This window comes from Colwellia piezophila ATCC BAA-637, from assembly GCF_000378625.1.
Lineage (GTDB): Bacteria > Pseudomonadota > Gammaproteobacteria > Enterobacterales > Alteromonadaceae > Colwellia > Colwellia piezophila.
Genome location: NZ_KB905176.1, coordinates 67670 through 88700 on the forward strand (window position 1 = coordinate 67670; position 21031 = coordinate 88700).

Below are 21031 nucleotides of genomic sequence, written 5' to 3' on the forward strand. Positions count from 1 at the left end.
AACAATATAACAATATAACAATATAACAAAATAACATAACATATATCAATACGCGCTATAAATAAACGATAATGGATAAAATATATTGAATAAAACCAAAAATGTTATTGTACATATTTGAGTACAGAAAACGCCATCTGTATTACTGAACAGCTGTAATTATTACGGTAAATAACCCGCTAAATATCAATATTCGTATGAAATAGGCACATGATCTGAACACCCTAATTATGGTATTATTCAGACTAAAATGACTATATCGTATCAAAGTAGTCGTTAGATAGGGTGGCTTTGAACAACAAATTTAGACCGCTTTGTGGTAATAGTTGTCAAAACGGGTTACCTGATGTTATGACGATAAGTGAAATTGATTTGCTTACACTAAATCGACCACACATATTAACCTCAACAGTTTATCTTAGGGATTTCTGACCAGTTACTCGTAGAGCGAGGTGATAAAAAGTTTCGTCTCATTGCCCACTTTTCATTTTTTTCAGCCACAGCGACTTCAACAGCCCCTCTTCCATAGCGATGGTTTATTTGGTCATAGCATTTCATTAATGGCGGGTTATTCACACTAAGACTAAACATATCTTCTTGCTGAAATTGACTATTTTCTAGTTCAACACCACCTACTCCGCAGCGATAAAAGCTTACACCTGGCCTATAAATACTATCAAATACATAAGAAATAGCACCTACGAGCTTTAAGGTATTGTCTGTGGCAATAGGAAACTCATAAATGACCGATTTTTTATAGTAACTGTCATCATGTGGCGAGCTTGAGGCAAAAATCACTAATCGCTTAATCAAAGAGCCTTGTCTTCTAACTTTTGCCCCAACAATACTGGCGTGACTTGATAGTGCAGCTTTAAGCGCATGACCGTCGGTAACTCGTTGCCCAAAACTACGTGTAGAAAATATCTCTTGTTTGTCTTGCCCTATTTCATCCCAGTTTAAGCACGGCATGCCGTTCAGTTCATTTACGGTACGTTCAACGACGACACCAAACTGACCTCGCATTGCTTTAGGCGATTGATTCGCTAAATCCCAGCCATTTTTAAGCCCTAATATACTTAGTCGTTTACCCAATTTGGAGCCAATACCCCAAACCTCAGTGAGCGACATTCTAGAGAGGATTTCTTTACGAGAGGCTTTATCATCTATTACAGCAACACCATCAAAACCTGACAGTTTCTTGGAGGCATGATTAGCGGCTTTAGCTAATGTTAAGGTTGCGCCGAAACCTACGCCAACGGGTAATCGTGTTTCGCGCCAGACAGCCTTTCGTATCACATGGCCGTAATCGAACCAGCTATCAACACAGCTAAAGTTCTTGAAATGTAAGAACGATTCATCAATAGAATAGACATAATGGTTATCAGAGTACCGTGCAATAACGTTCATCATTCTTTCGCTTAAGTCAGCATATAACTCATAATTTGAAGAGCGAACAACGACATTATGTTTTTCTAAAAATGCCTTAATCTTAAAATAAGGAACAAATTTAGGTACGCCTAATTGACGCGCAATAGGACACACAGCACAGATACAGCCGTCGTTATTCGTTAAGACGACAACGGGTTTATGTCGAATAGTTGGGTCAAAGACCTTTTCCGCACGCGCATAGAATGAAACCGCATCAACTAACCCAAACATGACAACAGGACGGGTAGTTTTTTATGCAATCTAAAGGATACATTTACAACCCCTTCTATTTGAAAATCATCGCTATCTGTTATTTTAATGGGCTTGTGTTCGTCAGATGCCGATAGCAATAAGGCATTATCCGTATCAATGATTTTGCAGACAAAGCAGCCATTAAAATTTGCCACAATCACAGAGCCATTACTAACACGCTCCACTCTATCAACGACAAGCACATCCCCATTAAAAATCCCTATCCGTTCCATTGACCTTCCATTAGCTAGGCCGAAGAAAGTCGCATTAGGGTGCTGAAGGAGTAACTCTTCTAGTGAGAGGTTAAGTTCTTTATATTCTGTTGCAGGTGATTCAAAACCTGATATCCCAGCTTCAATATAAACGGGTATTACTTTCATAAAAAACCAATATTACTGTACATAAAAACAGTATAGTATTTTATTGGAATATTTTGAAGTGGATTCATCAATAAAAGAGCACTAATAACGATAGAGCGTTAGCGTATTAGTCATTAATAATCTTCGCCTCCAGAGCTGACGTTCAGAACAATGGGGGGAGCTATTTAGAGCAAAAGATGTCATTCTCTGGATTTAAGTTATAGAACTATTAGTACCTAAATAGCCTTTAAATTATCTCAGCTCCAATCTACTTCTTTCTGCAATGAGGTCTCATAAGATAAGTGGGCGTTTTTTATTAGAGACTCAATTGAGTTAGTTACTTCAATAAGCTGATCAACATTAGTGATATCTTTTTCAAACAAACTAATCCATGCATTTCTACCATTATTTTTAACAGCATAAAGGGCTGTATCTGCAATATTCAAGGTTTGCTCCCAACTAAGAGCTTCTGGTTTTTTTTCAATAAAGGGATAACTAGAAATACCAATAGAACATGTTTTATTTAATGTTTTTCCGTTACCAATATCAAATGAATGTGCCTCTATATTAATTCTTATTCTTTCTGCTAAGTTTTGTATCTCTTGCAAACTAACAGCATTTGCAATCACAACAAACTCCTCTCCGCCCCAGCGAACAACCTGATCAGACTCTCTAGATGTATCAGTGATTATTTTAACTAACTGTACTAAAACTTTATCGCCTGCATCGTGTCCGTGAACATCGTTTACTTGCTTGAAATGATCCATATCAAGCATGATGAAACCAATTTTTGGCGGTGTACCTTCTTTGGGTTTAAAATAAGCTCTTTTTATTTGTGCGATCTCTTTACCTATGTGTTTATGAAAAAAACGTCGATTATGGGCACCAGTTAATTGATCTGTAAGACTAACTTTCTCCAATTCTGCCGTTCTCTCTGCAACTTTATACTCCAATTGCTCATTAATTGCTCGTTCAACAATCACCTTCTTTCTTTGCGACTGTATAAATGCAAAAGTTAAGCTCAGTAAAAACAATCCATATAAAGTATATGCCCACCATGTTTTCCATGGCGGAGGCAATACAGTAATGTTTAATGATGCTCCATCTTCATTCCAATAACCGTCAGCATTGCTCGCTTTTACTCTGAAGGTATAATCCCCGTTAGGCAGATTAGTATAGGTAGCTCTTCGGTTTTTGTAGTCGGTACTTACCCAATCCTTATCCCAACCGACCAATTGATAAGCAAATTTATTTTTTGTTGGATTAGAAAAATGTAACGCTGAAAATTCAAAGGCAACAATATTGTCTTTATAGGTTAATGTTATCGCTTTAGTTTGGTGAATTACTTGATTGAGACTAAAACCTGCCACCTCATCAACTGCATTGCTGGATGAAGAGACCGTTAATGAGTTAGTCTCAGTGTTTTGTTCTAAGATTGGGCTGTGACTAGATATTAATGGCACTATTGGCACTGATTCATTTAATAAAAACATATCAGTTATCAATACAATGGGGACTTGTTTATCATCGATAATACTTTCAGGAGTAAAACGATTAAAGCCATTAATGCCGCCAAAAAACAGTTCTCCGCTTTTGCTTTTAAAAGAAGCTCTCCTGTTAAATTCATTACTTTGCAGGCCATCGCCAACATCATAATTTCTAAACGTTTCAGCTTTTGGTGTCATGCGTGACAACCCCTGATTGGTACTTAACCAGATATTGCCTTGTTTATCTTCTTCTATAGCGTAAATAACATTATTGGGTAGGCCATTTATTATTGTGAACCGTTTAAACGTTGCTGTTTTGTTATTAAAAAGGTTAAGACCACCACGAGTTCCCACCCAAAGATTGCCTTGGCTATCCTCAAGAAGACTAAAGACATCGTCATGACTTAAACTATTTGGATCACCTGCCTGATGACGGTACTGGGTAAACTGCTGGGTTTTGGGATTGAAATGATTAAGACCACTATAGGTTCCCACCCAAAGATTGCCTTGGCTATCTTCAAGAAGACTAGAGACATAGTCATGACTTAAACTATTGGCATCACCTGGCTGATGACGGTAATGGGTAAACTGCTGGGTTTTGGGATTGAAATGATTAAGACCACCATAGGTTCCCACCCAAAGATTGCCTTGGCTATCCTCAAGAAGACTAGAGACATAGTCATGACTTAAACTATTGGCATCACCTGGCTGATGACGGTACTGGGTAAACTGCTGGGTTTTGGGGTTGAAATGATTAAGACCGCCACCCCATGTTCCCACCCAAAGATTGCCTTGGCTATTTTCTAAAAGGCTTCGGACATAATCATCACTTAAACTGTTGGCATCACCTGCCTGATGACGGTAATGGGTAAACTGCTGGGTTTTAGGATTAAAATGATTAAGACCCCCACGGGTTCCCACCCAAAGATTGCCTTGGCTATTTTCTAAAATGCTTCGGACATAATCATCACTTAAACTGTTGGCATCACCTGCCTGATGACGGTACTGGGTAAACTGCTGTATTTTGGGATTAAAATGATTAAGACCGCCACCACCAGTTCCCACCCAAAGATTGCCTTGGCTATCCTCAAGAAGACTAAAGACATAGTCATTACTTAAACTATTTGCATCACCTGCCTGATGACGGTAATGGGTAAACTGCTGGGTTTTGGGATTAAAATGATTAAGACCACCAACGGTTCCCACCCAAAGATTACCTTGGCTATCCTCAAGAAGACTCTTGACTGTGTCATGACTTAAACTATTGGCATCACCTGGCTGATGGCGGTAATGGGTAAACTGCTGTGTTTTGGGATTGAAATGATTAAGACCGCCACGGGTTCCCACCCAAAGATTGCCTTGGCTATCCTCAAGAAGACTAAAGACAGTATCATGACTTAAGCCATTGGCATCACCTGGCTGATGACGATAATGGGTAAACTGCTGTGTTTTGGGATTAAAATGATTAAGACCACCAACGGTTCCCACCCAAATATTGCCTTGGCTATCCTCAAGAAGACTATAGACATCGTCATGACTTAAACTGTTAAGGTCATTAGCCTGATGACGGTAATGGGTAAACTGCTGGGTTTTAGGATTAAAATGATTAAGACCACCACGGGTTCCCACCCAAAGATTGCCTTGGCTATTTTTTAAAATGCTTCGGACAGAATCATCACTTAAACTATTGGCATCACCTGCCTGATGACGGTACTGGGTAAACTGCTGTGTTTTGGGATTAAAATGATTAAGACCACCACGAGATCCCACCCAAAGGTTGCCTTGACTGTCTTCAATAAGGCTGAAAATGTAATTATCAGACAGTGAATAACTATTACTAGGCTCATGTTTAAATACTTTTAGGCTATAGCCATCATATCGAACCAGCCCTTCTTCTGTGCCAATCCATAAAAAACCTGTGCTATCTTGCAGTGTTGATTGTACCGAATTTTGAGGTAAGCCATCTTCATTGGTTAGGTGATTAAAGCGAATAGATGGCTTGCCATCAAAAGACAAAGCGCTTGAAGAAAAGAATATCGTTACAAGAAACAACGTTATAAAAGGTAAGGTAAATTGTATTTTTATTTTTATTTTTTTCGGCAATTGAATTTTACTTAAAAAGTGAATATTTCTAAAGTTTAGTTTAATTTATGGATAAAGAAAGTTAGACTTTTATCAGCTTACAGTTTGATTTTCATTAAAAAAACCATATATGAACGGCAGCTTGAAGCGGACGCTAGGCATAGTTACCTGTTACCGTCAGCTTTGCGCACCAACTTGTCGTTAGGATGTTTTTAAAGTATTGAATTTCTTAAGAAAAACTTAAAATGTATCTACCGGACTTCTCAAAAGGCAGTAGCTACCACTTTGGAGACATAAGCAAAAATTATGCTAAGGTCAGGAGTAAGTTCCCAAAGGAGACACAGGGACGCTTCAGATTTTGTTTCGCAGTTATAAGCCAAGTATCAAAGGCACTTTAGGACATCAACTGGCCGTATTGAGCTGTGAGTTCAACCACTCAAGCATCTTCTAATTATTATTTAATTATACCGCATAGCAGTCGTTTTAGCTTACTTCACTAATAGCAAATGTTCAGAATTAACGTTAAGAGTATTGTTGGTTGTTTAGAGCGCAGAAGACATAGGTCAGCCTTTATCATGACAGACAACTAAGCCAACAAAGCCAACAAAATGGCTATAAGGACTTTAAATCCAAGCGACAACTTTTTCAACAAAGTACACTAAGTTTATTAACTGAAACAATTCAAAATCAAGGGCTCTATTGGTACGAATATTAATAGCAACAATGGAATTTACTTTACATTTCATTGTTATATATCGATGTTTTATTTCATAAAATGCAGTAAAGTGTTTTAACTAATTATAAGGGGGTGAAATTTATGTATTACTATCAAAAATGCATTAGCATCCTAAGGTATGTTAACACTCTGACAAAATATACTGCATTCTTAGCCCTTTTAATTTGTTCAGTCGCTTCCATTTCGGTAAGTGCACAACCTTATATCAAATTAGGTAATTTCAATAAAATTGAACTAAATGAACATAACCTCTGGTTCAAGACTAAATCTTTAGATACCCCCCCTAATTTTTCAGACTTAAGCCTACTGTATCAACACGCCAATCGAGTCACATCTACTTTAGGAGGAAGTGGTGCTTATGTCACAAAAATAGATTTAATCAATATAGAAGACAAAAAGAATAATTGGTTTGTAAATATTCATATGAACTACTTAGATATAGGGACTGCGTATTGGCAACCTGTTCACGGTAAACCTATTCTGTTAGAGCAATTTGGTCAGGTTGAAAGTAAAAACCCAAAGCTGGCCCATTCTCAAGTTTTTTCTCTTCCGTTAATCGATAAAGAAAGCGGTACGCTTTGGATTTATGTTCAAGCCAAAATGTTCGCAACACCTGCTGTCATAAAGATTTACAGTAAAACAGAATTCTATAGTAAGCAGTTCTTCATCAATAGTGTCACTACAATGTCTTTTACAGTAATGATGACGTTAGCCTTAATCGCCTTCTTTATTTACATAAGAACCAAATATTTAGTTACATTGGCCTGTGCTGGTTATATTGGTTTACATGGCTTAGGTTGGTTTGCTGCATCAGGAAGCTTAGGCCATTTATTTACAGTGCAGGCTCTTAATCCTGTTTATGGCGGCATCTTAATTTTTCCATTTGCTATAGCTTCCGCCAGCCAGTTCACTAAATTGCTATTTAATTGTCAGGAAGACCATATTAAATTGGCTAAAACATTTAACTTATTGTCAATAGTGAGCTTGTTTTTAGGCCTTCTAATGCCTTTTTTACCTTTTACTCTGAGCTATCTAGTATCGCATATCATAGCGATAACCTGGATTCCTCTCTGTATAGGTGTAGGTGTTTTCATGCTCACCAAAAAGGACTTCAGAGCTAAATATTACCTTACAGGTAACTTTTTATACGGTTTAGCTTTAGCGGTATATGTTTTATCTCATGTTTATAAACTTGACTGGGATATGTCTCCCGAACTTATTGTTCTAGTAGCATTAACCGTTGATTGTATTTGCATTCTTCTTTCCCTTTCTGAGTGGTTGCAAATACAGCAAAAAGAATTCAATCGTAGCTATAATACTTCTCGTATTGACCCATTAACTCAGATTGGTAATCGGTTTGCTCAAAATGAAATGCTAGCTAATTTATCAGGGCACTACTGCCTCACTTTCATTGATATTGATGATTTTAAAAAAATTAATGATGAACACGGACATGATGTAGGTGATAAATTTCTAATTGCGGTAGCAAATATAATGCAAAAAAAACTACTGGGATTCGGGTCAATATTTCGTTGTGGTGGTGATGAATTTATCTTAGTTGTCAGTATTAAGGTAGAGAAAGAAGCAGGATCACTAATAATCCAATTATCTGATGTTATAAAAAAGGCTGAACAAGAGCTACAGAAAACAGGATGGGAATCTGCAGGCCTTAGCTTTGGCATTGCGACAAGTTTTGAAACTTTAAATCAATCTGAGTGTTTATCATTAGCCGATCAACGGATGTATAAATACAAACAGGATAATAAATTATAGAAATAAATTAATACTGAGGAAACAGGTAAAAAACTTGCTTGAACTTATTCTAAGACTCTCTTCTGTAATAACGCATAGGGCTGGATTAACGGCAGCTATGTAGCTTAAACCTGACTCACAAGCGAGCATAAAATCACGGTAATATGACTTTATATATTATTATGGCTTCACAAAAATTTGTTTCCTCCCTATGCTCAAAGTTACCATTGTGGTCGCAAAGACCAACGTCTGCTTAGTAGAACAATTTAAAAATACAGAATACTAACTGAATAACCGATTTTGGCACTCAACGGCCTGACAGCGTTTGCAATGGACGCAATAATTAACTTCTAGATAAAAAAATAAACCTGTAACCACCGAGCGTCCGCTTTATGAACATTGTTGTGGCTAACTAATATTGACCACAGCTTTGTATTTTTTAATTGATAATGTCTTTAGCTAAAGGGCCAAATCAAATAAGCCACTACATTCCAAAGGAGAGTGAGTATTAGGAGAGACATTAACCCGACTTCACTAAAAAGTTTGTAATTCAGAAAAATATGATCCTTCAAATAAGGAGGCAGATTAACTGTGCTTCGCCCCTCCCCCCTAACCTAGTTCGAAAATATCCTATATGTAACCCTACTTAAACCTACGAGCTTATTATTACCAAAAATCTTTCATTGCATTAACTGATGAAAATTTATTATGGGAACGAATGAAAATGTCTAAAAAAACAGTATTCCTAAATGACTGAAAGTTAGATAGTCCTGTTGAACCATATTATGGCGATGAATGATTTTTGAAAACACTTTCTGAACTACAGATTATCTAATGGTATCTGGGAGTCAACTTTTACCACTAAGGGAACATTGGCACTAGGGTAGGATTAGTGCCAAAAATTAAACAGCCTGGGGGGTAGTCGGTTTATGTTCACTTCTACCACCAAGAAGCCCTTAACAACATTACTGTTTCATTCGGAATTCACTAATTTTTTAAAATGAGGTGTTAAGGCCAGAAAGTACCAAATGGCTGACTTTTATCAGGTATTAAAAGCCGTCTCAAGAGGACGGCTTTGTGCGCTATATAGACACTAGTAACTCGTTAATCCTAAGGTCTCCTTCAAGCTCATTGCTACCAGTGGTATACCATCTCAGAATGCTAACTTTTTTCACTAAAAAGGCATTACTAGTTACTTATTTAGTGATGAATAACATGTCAGCTTTTCAAGCAAAGTGAATAACTACATCACAATGTTTTTCACATTGATTCATAAAAACAATATTGTTTGAAATTTAATCATAAAGAATACGGTCTGCTACTTATCTACTATATAAATTTTTTAGGAGTTCACTATGAAATATTTAGTATTAGGCACATATAAACTCCATATAAATGAAATTGTTACTAACGCATTCTATTTTCTTGTTTTTTTCTTTTTACTTATACCAAACAGCTTTGCTACAGATGTATCAACAAGCTTTGAAACCACTAATACTAGTGGTTCATTTACATTGGGCAATTCACCTAAAACAGTTGCTTTTACCAATGGGGAAGCTAAATTTGCAGGTATTGCTTCTTTGTACCATAGCGGTTCGCAAGCTTTTATGGTTCAAAACGACACCGCGACAATAACCTTTGAAACAGCTGCCGCCTCGATCAATGTTTTTCTTAAAGCACAGTCAGGTGCTGTTGGGGCGGAAGTGAATATCTATGATATTAATGAAAATTTAGTTGATAGCTACAGTGCAACAACATCATGGCAAGAAATAGCAATTGTATCTACTGTTGGCATAACTCGTATGGAATTAGTAAACATGACTTCAGTCTATGCTGTATTTGATGATTTTAGTTTTACGGCAATGACAGAAGCACCTCCTTCAGAAGACCCCGTTAAATTAACAAATCCGCTAACGTTACCCATTTTTAGTGGTGGCCTAAAACTAAAATTAGAATTGTTATCACAAGGTTTAACAGCGCCATTATGGGGAGTAGCGGCACCAACAGTCACTGATTATATGTATATTATTGATCAAATTGGCATTATTTGGTCAATTGAACTAACTACGGGTAATAAAGTGGTTGTTGCTGACTTATCATCTTTGCTCGTTGATATCGGTATTCCTGAATTTGGTGGTTTTGATGAGCGAGGATTATTGGGTATAGCCTTTCATCCACAATTTGCCAGTAACAATAAGCTCTATACTTATAGTTCACAACCTAATGAAGCAGCTGATTTTACCACGATGCCTGACGGATTCACGGCAAATCATCAAGGAGTATTAACTGAATGGCAAGCAACATTAGGCGGAAGTGCTGGTATCATTTTTGATGTCAATTCAGCGCGTGAAATATTGAGGATAGATGAACCGCAATTTAACCATAATGGTGGGGCTATCGCTTTTGATACAAATGATCTGCTATATGTTGCCATAGGTGATGGTGGAGGGGCTGACGATATGGATGGTCAAATATTTATTGATCAAGCCATGGTTGGACACGGTGAGATGGGAAATGGCCAAAATAAGGATAATATTTTAGGTACTGTTATTCGTATCGACCCTTTAGGTAATAATAGTGTTAATGGTCGTTACGGTATCCCTGCTTCAAATCCCTTTGTTGACCAAGCAGGGCTTGATGAAATTTTTTCCTATGGTTTGCGTAACCCTTACAGGCTTTCATTTGACCAACAAACAGGTATTTTATATGCCGCCGATGTCGGACAAAATGATATTGAAGAAATAAACATTATCATTTCTGGCGCCAATTATGGTTGGAACATTAGAGAAGGCAGTTTTGGTTTCTTTGCCAATGGCAACGAAGATGGTTATGTTTATCAACAATTAGATAGCATGAATACAGTAGATCCAATAATTGAATATGATCATGATGAAGGTGTAGCCATTATTGGCGGCTTTGTTTATCGAGGGTCAACTTATAATGAAATGCAAGGCAACTACGTCTTTGGAGATTACAACGGTCGATTATTTTATATTAATAACGAAGGTACAATGTCTGAATTTCAGGATGCTGATGAGCTAAACGTAGGAGCTGTGCTTGGTTTTGCACAAGATAGCCAAGGAGAGTTATACGTTCTAGCCAATACAAATGGAGTTCCTTCAGGTACAAGTGGTAACGTCTATAAAATAACACTTATACCCAATAATTCCCCCACAGCTGATGCAGGAGAAGAACAAACGGTGAATGAAGCCACGCAAGTTACCTTAAATGCATCGCTAAGTAATGATCCCGATGGTGATACAATTAATTTTGAATGGCGGCAAAGTTCAGGCACTTCAGTATCATTAAATGATAATACCAGTGCAACACCAAGTTTCACTGCTCCGAACGTAAATTCAACCACCACATTAACGTTTGAAGTGACCGTGAACGATGGTCATCTTTTTACAACTAGTGAAGTGACTATTACGGTAAATGATGTACCTGCCCCCCCACCTCCTGTATCTAACACTTCGTCTGGCTGTTTTATTGCAACAGCTGCGTTTGGTAGTGATTTAGCTCCTGAGGTTAAAGTCTTACGAGAATTTCGAGATCAATACTTAATAACTAATAAAGCAGGGAGGTATTTAGTTAATGGGTATTACAGGTATTCTCCACCTATTGCTTATTACATAGCGGATAAAGCTTGGCTGAAACACATAATAAGAGGGTTTCTCTGGCCTGCTATTTACGGCCTTAAATACCCATTTATAGCACTTTTTACATTAATTTTGATGTTCTCTGCCATATTGATGTATAAGAAAAAGCAAAGAATTAGAAAAGGTACCCTCTTACTTCAAACAAAAATTCATAACGATTGTTGATGAATAAGGTCAATTATCAACAATCGTCATTGTAGTGGTTAAATAATTCTGGCCACCAATTTATAGTTCTATCTCGTTAACGGGGGCGTTATGTATGGTCCGCCTCGATATTGCAAGTAATAATATCGATAACGTAGTTGGTTTGCGCTAATGTATTCGGAGTCTTTTTGCATTACCAATATATTAGGCTCCAGCTCCACGATGAGATCCGCGCTAGATTGTCCTCAAAAGCGCCAAAGCATTCTTAAAAAGTTGCTGAATCGCCCCACAGGTCTTAAATCCAGTGGTCTAACCGTTGTTTCATCTTTATCATTATTTGCAAATCAGGCTTGCACTCTAACTTCGAATACTTGTTTGGTTGAAAATATTGACCATGCTATACGTGCTAGTTTATTCGCTAATGCGACAACTACAACGTTGTATGGTTTTCGTGATAATAATTCTAATATCCAATTCCCAAAGCTCGCTACAGCTTTCTCTGGCCTTACAAGAACAGCTCTTGCACCGTGAATGAATAACTCTCGTAGTCCTTTATTCCCTCGTTTACTTATACCCAGTAGTTTGGTTTGCCCTCCTGTAGAGTGTTGGCGGGGAACCAAACCAATCCATGCAGCCAAGTGTCTTCCATTTTTAAAATCACTAGCGTTACTTATATCAGATAGGCAACGACTAGCTGTTAGGTCTCCCACCCCCGGAATTGTTTTGAGTAGTTGAGCTAATTCATCATTGAGCACTATATCTTTGAGTTTTTTATCTTGTGTCAAAATAAGCTGATTTAGCTTCAAGTAATAGTCATGGTGGTCTCTTAATTCTAAAAGCAACATCGGTGGTATTGGCTCGCCATGTTCAGCCAGCCATTGGAATAATGTTTTCATCTTGGAATGCGAATTTGGGAAAGCCATTCCAAACTCTAATAACATTGATCCGATTCGAGACATACATGCTGTTCTGTCTTTTAAATAGCTTGAACGTATTCGTTGAATGACAGATATTACTTGAGATGCTTCAGTTTTAACGCTGACAAAGCGCATAGATGGCCGCGTCGATGCTTCAGCTATGGCGTCAGCATCAATGAAATCGTTTTTGTTTGTTTTAACATAAGGTCTAACGTACTGCGGTGGGATTAGCAGTGCTTTATGCCCAAACTCTTTGCACTTTCTTGCTAACCAATGAGAGCCACCACAAGACTCCATCGCAACAGTTGTACTTTCTGCCTTAGCGAGAAACTGAATTATTTTAGGACGGCTTAATTTCTTACGACAAACTTCTCGGCCAGATGAATCATGGCCAACCAGGTGAAAGGTAGATTTTCCTATATCGATTCCAAGAATATGAATAGTAGACATGATGGTTATCCTCGTTTAATAGTCTGCCCTAAGTGTAGATTAGGTGAGGCGGACCATCTCATTAGCGCCTTAGGAATAATACTCTAAAAATGACAATGACCGCTTTGGGTGGCGAAGCTGGCTATTTTTTAAGATAAACTCATGTCTAAATTAGGTCGGCTTTGTGGTAGCTACTGCCCTTTGAGAAGTCCGGTACATACATTTTAAGTTTTACTTTAGAAACTCAATATTTCAGAAATATCCTAACGACAACTTGGTGCGCATAGGAGAAGTAAGGTTTTGAAATTTTGAGTGTTCGTTGAGGTCAACTGAACACCAGTTAGTCGACCTAAGCAAGTCGACAGCTGAATTCAAAATTATTGGCATAGCGGACGTTAATAAACTCGGTTTTGAGACTAATTTAATGTTCAAAAAAGCAAAATACAGATATAGAACGAGAACAACATCTATGACCGCTGCAAGCTCTTAGTTACCATTAATTGAGGTGATTATTATTTGTGATTCAGACCGCTTTGATACGATAGCGGACGTAAGGCTTGTCTTACCTAGCGACAAGTGATTCGACAAGGCCGACATTAAATGTCAATATTTTTATAGATAAGAGTCATCAGAAATAAAAAAATATCAGTTTTATTCTCAGCCTGATGAATTATCTCCCAGTACCCGTTTAACCCGATACTGGGAGTATAAATTTTACAATAATTCCTCGATCAGTACCTGCTTGATTAAATCATCAAATTGCTCTTCACAAGGATCCGATCCGCCACAGTTAGCAAAGGCGGTAATACTGGTATTTATTGCCGGAATATAAAGGTTAAAAGTTGAATACCCAGCCTCTAATCCACCATGCTCATAGACAACATTGCCCGCTATACTTGTTTTGAACAGGCCTAACGCGTAGCTTTCCTCTCCATCGATATATTGCAAGTTATCTTCAGCCATCATAATGGTTCTTATATCCTGACTGATATTACTGTCGTCACTTACAATGCTGCGTAAAAGTAATGCCATATCTTCAACACTTGCCACCATGGGGGCATCGGCTACGCCAATGTTTTCATACCAAGATTTGGTATTGATCACTTTGCCTGCTTCACTAGTAAAATCACCATCAATATCATGGTAATAACCAGATATAATGTCACCTTGCTCTTTTTCTACACCGCCAAAATGGGTCGAGTGCATTGCTAGAGGGTCAAAAACTCGATTGCGCATGGCTATTGAATGATGCTCGCCTAGTATTTCATCTAGCACCAGACCAACCAGTAAATAGCCAGTATTTGAATATTCCCAACCCTCGCCTGGTTCAAAGTAGGCCGGCTGATTAAGCGCAAATTGTAGTGCAAAAGCATCCGTTTTTAATGACTCTGGATCGGCTTGTATTGCCGCGAAAAAGTCTGCAATGGTATCGTCATCAAGGTAATCGTAAACCCCTGCGCTATGATTTAATAACTGACGTATGGTCATTTGTTCACTGAAAGGGATTTGTGATAGCAACTGCTCTGGTAACCAGTTACTGATAAGGTCATCCAAACTTAACAGGCCTTCTTCGGCCAATATGACCGTCAACAAGGCCGTTGCTTTTTTACCGGCACTGCCATTGGGCATAATATGATCAACTTGCATCGGCAGGTGAGAGTCAATATCTGCCAGTCCGCTACTGCCTAGAAACTTGCGCTCTGGGGTTTCAACCAAAAGTACTATGCCAGGAATAACATCTGATATTGTCTGGTCGATCAATGCTTGATAATCAAACACTACGGGTGTTTGATTTTCGTTACTTGTAGCCTTTGAGCCACCTCCACCGCAGGCGGTTATTGCCAAAGTGAGAGAACTTATAATTAATGCTGATTTGATTGAATTAAACATACTCTTTGTCTTTCCGTGATTATTTGATTGCAAAAAAGATATCACAGCAAAAGTATATTAGGGTTAGAAAGCGTCTAAAAATCGTATCAAAAGTGTATTATTGGCTTATGTGGCTTTAATTAAGTTATTGATAATATTGATAAATACACCAAAAAAGTAATTGCCGTCCTTTTTGTATTGTGGAGCAAGGTCAGCCGTTTGACAGCAGCTGACCTCTATGGTTAAAACCCGACCGTCCGCAATGCGCTATACAGTTGCCTCACAAGAGGGTAGAAAATTAAGGTGAATATTACCATAAATATGATTGTGGCTTCATAAAGCTTAACGTCCGATTTTGGCTATTTGTTGACCCAAAGAATAATCAGCAGCTAACGTCAGCAAGGATACGAAACCGGACGTTCCCCACAGATATAAATATGCATTGTTTGACTATAAATATTACCAATTAATCGAATAACCTGACTGGCAAAAATGCCACCAAAGCGGTCATAGAAACTTTAAATCAAATAGACAGTTTATTCGACTTAGAGTTGACGTTGTCTTTAGTTTCTAATATCGAACTTAATAATTCAATATCATCATCCACAAAAATAAGTTTAAACTTATTTTTCTGTATCAAGGATAAACTCTCTTATATCCGCAAGTTTATATGGCTTTTCTATTATTTCATTAAAACTTGAACCTACATCAATACCAAATTCACCTGTAACCAAAATCCTTAACGTATTAATTTTAATCTCGTTTGAAACCTCTAATCCTGTTTTCGATTTAAGGCGATAATCTATAAAAATAATATCCGGTTGTTCCTGGTTACAATATTGAATGGCTTTATCTTCTTCTGAAAATACTTCTATATTAATTAAATCAGAATTTAAATACGCTTTAAACAAGTAACATAAATCTTCATCATCATCTATATAAACTACGTTAACAGCCATGAACTTCCTTTGTGTATTTTGGAAAGATAATCTCAAAACAAGTCCCTTTAACGGTGTTGTTTATTCGAATATCAGCATTATGTTCAGTTAAAATTTCTTTAACAATAGATAAACCTAACCCTGTACCGCCAAGTTTACTTTTTGAAGTATAAAACGGTTCAAATATCTGTAGTTGTTTTTCTTCAGGTATGCCTTTTCCTGAATCTGTAATACGTAAAAGTAAAGCGTCCCCCATGCATTCAACAGATAACTTAATCCATTTATCATCAAGGTCATTAATGGCTTCTACAGCGTTATTAATTAAGTTAACAAAAATTTGTTCTATTTCTATTTCATTACATAAAATATTAACATCTTCAATACTGCCAGTGTTTAAGCGAATCATATTTTGCTTTATTTTAGGTCTGGTAAGACTAATGGCTTCATTGATAATATTTTTAATGGAATGAATTTGTTTCGGTTCAGCCTCATAATTTCGAGAGAATTTTTTTAAGCTCTTAACAATATGGGCTATTTTATCACAAGACTTTAATATGGTGTTTGTTTGAGAAGTCAGTTGGTTATCTGAGTTTGAGCTTTGCATTTGTATTAATTCAGCATAACCAGATATAACACCTAAAGGATTGTTAATTTCATGGGCAATACTTGCTGATAACTCACCGAGCGCGGCAAACTTAGCATTATGAATACTTTTTTGTTGGGATTGGTCCAATTTTATTTTCGCTAATTTAGTTTCATGAATATCTTGAATAATGCCGGAAATAGTTTCAATTTTACCATCTTTGTAATGTGCCTTCCCATTGGTATATATCCACTTTATTTCACCTTTTGGTGTACAAGCTTGTAGTTCTAAACTATAGGGTTCGCCAAACTCTATAGCTCTACTAACGGCTTCAGTTATAATTGGCACATCCTTATCAATAAATAACTGTAATCCTTCTGGTAGAATAGGGCTTAGGCCTGATTTTTGTTTAACATCTAAAATTTTAAAAGTTTCGTCAGTCCACAGTAATTCACCTGTCGAAACATTCATCTCCCAGCCACCAATTTTACCAAGAGAGCTTGTTTCAGTTAAAATACTTAATGTTTTTTGATAAATTAAATCTGTATTTATTTGGTTGGTAATATCTTGACGAGTAGCTATATATTTAATGATTTTATCGTTATGATCTACTATTGGAATTAGAATACTTTGAACAAAGTAGTGATCCCCATTTTTTTTATTATTTTGGATAAGCCCTGACCACACATTACCAGATGAAATCGTTAGCCATAATTTTTCAAAAAATTCTTTCGGGTGAAAGTCGGAATTAACTATTCTATGATTCTGCCCAATTAACTCATCCTTTAAATAACCAGAAATTTCGCAGAATTTTTTATTTACTTTAGTGATATTTCCTTTTAAATCAGTCTCGGCATAAATAGTCTCTTTTTGAATTGCAGACTTTAATTGTTTCAGCTCATTCTTAATGTTTACTTGTTCAGTAATATCTTGAACTGAAGTATAAAAATACCCTGTAGTATTATCCAGAACAGCATTCCAAGACAATGTTTTATATGTTCTATTCTTACATTTAAATCGACTTACAAAATTAAAAACTTTACTTCCTGATTTTAATTTTATTAATTCTTTATTTGTTTTCTCTAGATCATCAGGGTGAATATAATCAATAAAAGCAGATGATTCTAATTCATCGTTATTAAAACCTAGGTTGTGGCTGAATGAATTATTTACATCAATAAAGCTACCTTCGGAATTTACAATACAAAACATTTCATTAGATAAAGTATAAAAGCGCTTATATACGTCTATATTGTTTTTTGTTGTCATTATTATTTTCTTATAAACCTAAAATAAAATTAGAAATAGTAGCTTATGCAATCAAGTCGTAACAAAAGTGTAATAGCTACGTAATCAAGTGATAAGTCCTATTTATTAAATAACTAAAACATTTATCCTATGATGCAAATAGAGCCTTGTCCAACATGAAATGTGTCTAAAGACTTAAAATTTGTTATTAGGCATAAAATAAAGTCGTTCATGCATATCTATAGACTAAAGCCTGATAACAGACCGTTTTTGGCACATAAGTGCCTTTATTGGCTGCTTTTTAATATCAAAAAAAATAGTGATGTAGCAGTAATTAACTTACAGAAATAGAATCCCAACGGCAGCAATGAGCTTAAAACAGCCCACAAGTGAGCAGAAAATTTTGGCTAATATTGCCCTAAATATGCTCCTGAATTTGCAAAGGCTTAATGTCCGCAATTTGCTATTAGTTACCGTTAGAGTAGCAAATTTGAACGTCAGCTTTAGAGAATAAAGTGATTACAATCAGAAGGTGCTTGAGGGGTAGTTGTTCGCTCATTACAGTCGGTCATAACGGCTAAAACTTGTATTTTAACAATAATATCATGTATTGTGGTTTTACAAAGAATTGAAGTAGCCCACGGGCCGTTATGAGCTGTGATTCAAATGGTCCATGCAGTTTTTCTGAAAGAATTAGAAGCCGACTATTTTCTATAAACAGAACCAAGTATTGTGTTTAATGATTTATGAATACTGAATAATTGAAAAAACAGCTATGAAAAAACAACAACCTCAATCTGTGCTCGATCGAATTGAATCTGAAACACTCGACCATTATGAACAGAATGCACTGTCGTTTTGGGAGGGGACTCGCGACCATGACGTCACTCAGAATATCGAGGCTTTTATTGCAGCGCTTCCCGTAACAAAGCCGCTTAATATTTTAGATTTTGGTTGTGGACCTGGCAGAGACTTAATGACGTTTAAATTAATGGGTCATAACCCCATCGGTTTAGATGGGAGTAAAGCCTTTTGTTTGATGGCTAAAAAGTACAGCAACTGTAATACACTCAACCAACAATTTTTGCATTTAGACCTTAAAGCTCATAAGTTTGATGGGATTTTTGCCAATGCTTCTCTGTTTCATATTCCTAGTCAGGAATTGGTCAGTGTTTTAAAAGTGTTACACCACAGTTTACAACCCAAGGGTATTTTATTTTCGTCTAACCCTAGAGGTAATCAAGAAGGTTGGTCTGGTCAGCGTTATGGTCATTATATGGAGTTAGAGGTTTTCGAATATTATTTAGCGCAAGCTGGCTTTAAAGTGCTTAATCATTATTATCGACCCGCTGGCGAACCTCGTGAACAACAACCTTGGTTAGCTGTTATCAGCCAACGGGAAGAGAAAACTAATTAACAGACACTCAAACTTATCAAGTATTCCAAAAGCTGTTTTTCGTTGGTCATTGATTAAAAGTGTTAATTTGCATCCAAAAGTGACCCATTTAGACCAATTAATTGCAGTAAATATTGATGCAAATGAACAATTGGCTTCAACTTAGATCCAACAAAAAGCCCCTTACGGGCTTTGGATTCAAAGAAAGCTAGATATTAAAATGAAAATATAACTCAGGTTGTTAATTTGCATACAAAAGTGTGCCACATAGTCCAACAGAGCCAGCCATTCGAGACATGTTGTTTATTGGTTTTAACTATGAGCCAAATCTTGTAAAATCCAGCTCTGAAGTAAATGATTCACTTATACAGCAAAGTATTCAACACCATAGTTGTGTTCATAAACACTCTACATTCTTTAAATCTACTTGAAAATGCGATACACAAAAAATGGCAACATATACACAATTAAATCAACAAGAAATCCAAAAACTAGCGGATAATTATCAGCTAACGGTTGCTGAATTTGAGCCTATGGAAGGTGGTAACGGTAATTCTAGTCACTTAATGAAGACTGAAACAAGTACCTATGTGCTCACGGTCTGTGATGATAAAGTTTATGACGAAGTATTTAAAATGGGGCAGTTATTACTGTTACTTGAAGAGCATGATGTTCCCTGTACACGTTTAATATCAACTGTAAATAGCGAGATTCTGACAACTCATAGTGACAAACCTGTGATGCTTAAAGCTTATATTGAAGGGCAAGTTCTCGATAGTTTAAATGAAACCATGTTAACGCAAGTTGGTATGCAAGCAGCTAGATTGAATCAAATTTCGGCACCTACTTATTTACCCACTAATCACCCCTACGGAAGCCAACTTTTCTCGAAAGTGATTGGACTCAATATTGATGAAAAATATGAAGTTTGGTTAGCAAAAGAAGTAACTTATCTGGACAACAATATATCAGACAGATTACCCCTAGGCTTGATCCATGGTGATTTATTTAATGACAACTTGTTGTTTGAGAATGGAAACTTTAAGGCAATTATAGATTTTGAAGAAGCGTGTTATTACTACAATGTCTTTGAATTAGGTATGGCCATTGTCGGCTCCTGCTTAAATGACACTAGTATTAATTTTGATAAAGCGAGTGCATTAGTTAGTGGTTATCAACAAGTTAGGCCATTAGAGGATATAGAAAAGGATAGCTTACAAATGTTTGTACGATACGCGGCAACAGCAACATCCTATTGGCGCTTTAATAAGTACAACATCGAAATGCCGAGCAAAGATAAAGCAGACCACCATTGGAAAATGGTGCAGGTTTCAGAAGATGTCAGTGCTATATCGAAAGCCAAATTTTTGAATGGTATATTTAAATAAAACCAACAGTCAAAGGCTTAGAGTGTTAATTTGCATCCAAAAGTGCTCCACTTAGCCCCATTTATTGCAGTGAATGTTGAATGGCACGCTAAAGTGATCCACTTTAGCGCATATTGGCAAGTAAGATTGATCCAATCATATTTCCCTACAACTCAATATGAATCAAGTCACCCGAGTAGATAATATCAACTAGCGAATCACAAATAGTGATTCAGTTTTAGTTGCCAATTAACAGTGAGGACAAACTTATAAAAACTCATTCATCTAAGGTCATTAGCTATCACATTGTTGACCTAAATTAGTCCTCAAAATTAGCCCTATTTATGTTCACTTAGATACGAAAGCGGACGTTCCCCACAGATAT

11 protein-coding genes are annotated in these 21031 nt (G+C 36.7%); 4 read left to right on the forward strand and 7 right to left on the reverse strand.

The window, feature by feature from the left end; genetic code table 11:
- Nucleotides 1-405 precede the first annotated feature (405 nt).
- The 3 genes from F580_RS0121710 to F580_RS0121720 all read right to left on the reverse strand — a co-directional run bounded on the left by F580_RS0121710 (nt 406) and on the right by F580_RS0121720 (nt 5629).
- Complete coding sequence (locus F580_RS0121710; protein ID WP_019029868.1) at nt 406-1659, reverse strand: Y-family DNA polymerase; 1254 nt, start codon at nt 1657-1659, stop codon at nt 406-408.
- Nucleotides 1647-2060, reverse strand: a complete 414-nt coding sequence (locus F580_RS0121715) for a LexA family protein (RefSeq protein ID WP_019029869.1) — start codon at nt 2058-2060, stop codon at nt 1647-1649. The genes F580_RS0121710 and F580_RS0121715 overlap by 13 nt, the downstream gene beginning before the upstream one ends.
- A 236-nt stretch (nt 2061-2296) precedes the next feature.
- On the reverse strand, nt 2297-5629 hold the full coding sequence (locus F580_RS0121720) for a ligand-binding sensor domain-containing diguanylate cyclase (protein ID WP_019029870.1): 3333 nt from the start codon (nt 5627-5629) through the stop codon (nt 2297-2299).
- 796 nt (nt 5630-6425) lie between these two features.
- Here F580_RS0121720 and F580_RS0121725 point away from each other — a divergent pair.
- Together F580_RS0121725 and F580_RS25745 are read left to right on the forward strand one after the other, a co-directional pair.
- Entirely contained in the window at nt 6426-8117 is a 1692-nt protein-coding gene (locus tag F580_RS0121725; RefSeq protein WP_019029871.1) for a diguanylate cyclase, read from the forward strand.
- 1334 nt (nt 8118-9451) lie between these two features.
- Nucleotides 9452-11920, forward strand: a complete 2469-nt coding sequence (locus F580_RS25745; protein WP_019029872.1) for a PQQ-dependent sugar dehydrogenase — start codon at nt 9452-9454, stop codon at nt 11918-11920.
- A gap of 323 nt (nt 11921-12243) precedes the next feature.
- Here the strand turns inward: F580_RS25745 and F580_RS0121735 are convergent, their stop codons facing one another.
- The 4 genes from F580_RS0121735 to F580_RS0121750 all read right to left on the reverse strand — a co-directional run bounded on the left by F580_RS0121735 (nt 12244) and on the right by F580_RS0121750 (nt 17904).
- A complete protein-coding gene (locus F580_RS0121735; RefSeq protein ID WP_019029873.1) occupies nt 12244-13266 on the reverse strand; it encodes an IS110 family RNA-guided transposase in 1023 nt (340 codons plus the stop codon).
- Nucleotides 13267-13959: 693 nt separating this feature from the next.
- Nucleotides 13960-15135: a serine hydrolase domain-containing protein gene (locus F580_RS0121740; protein ID WP_019029874.1), complete on the reverse strand. Its 1176-nt coding sequence runs from the start codon at nt 15133-15135 to the stop codon at nt 13960-13962.
- 602 nt (nt 15136-15737) lie between these two features.
- A complete protein-coding gene (locus tag F580_RS0121745) occupies nt 15738-16073 on the reverse strand; it encodes a response regulator (protein ID WP_019029875.1) in 336 nt (111 codons plus the stop codon).
- The gene (locus F580_RS0121750; RefSeq protein WP_019029876.1) at nt 16063-17904 is read right to left on the reverse strand and encodes a PAS domain-containing sensor histidine kinase; all 1842 of its coding nucleotides are present in this window, start codon (nt 17902-17904) and stop codon (nt 16063-16065) included. The genes F580_RS0121745 and F580_RS0121750 overlap by 11 nt, the downstream gene beginning before the upstream one ends.
- Before the next feature lie 754 nt (nt 17905-18658).
- Between F580_RS0121750 and F580_RS0121755 the strand changes: the two genes are divergently transcribed.
- Together F580_RS0121755 and F580_RS0121760 are read left to right on the forward strand one after the other, a co-directional pair.
- On the forward strand, nt 18659-19300 hold the full coding sequence (locus F580_RS0121755; RefSeq protein WP_019029877.1) for a class I SAM-dependent methyltransferase: 642 nt from the start codon (nt 18659-18661) through the stop codon (nt 19298-19300).
- Between the two features lie 428 nt (nt 19301-19728).
- Nucleotides 19729-20667, forward strand: coding sequence for a homoserine kinase (locus F580_RS0121760; RefSeq protein ID WP_019029878.1), 939 nt, complete (start codon nt 19729-19731; stop codon nt 20665-20667).
- Nucleotides 20668-21031 lie beyond the last annotated feature (364 nt).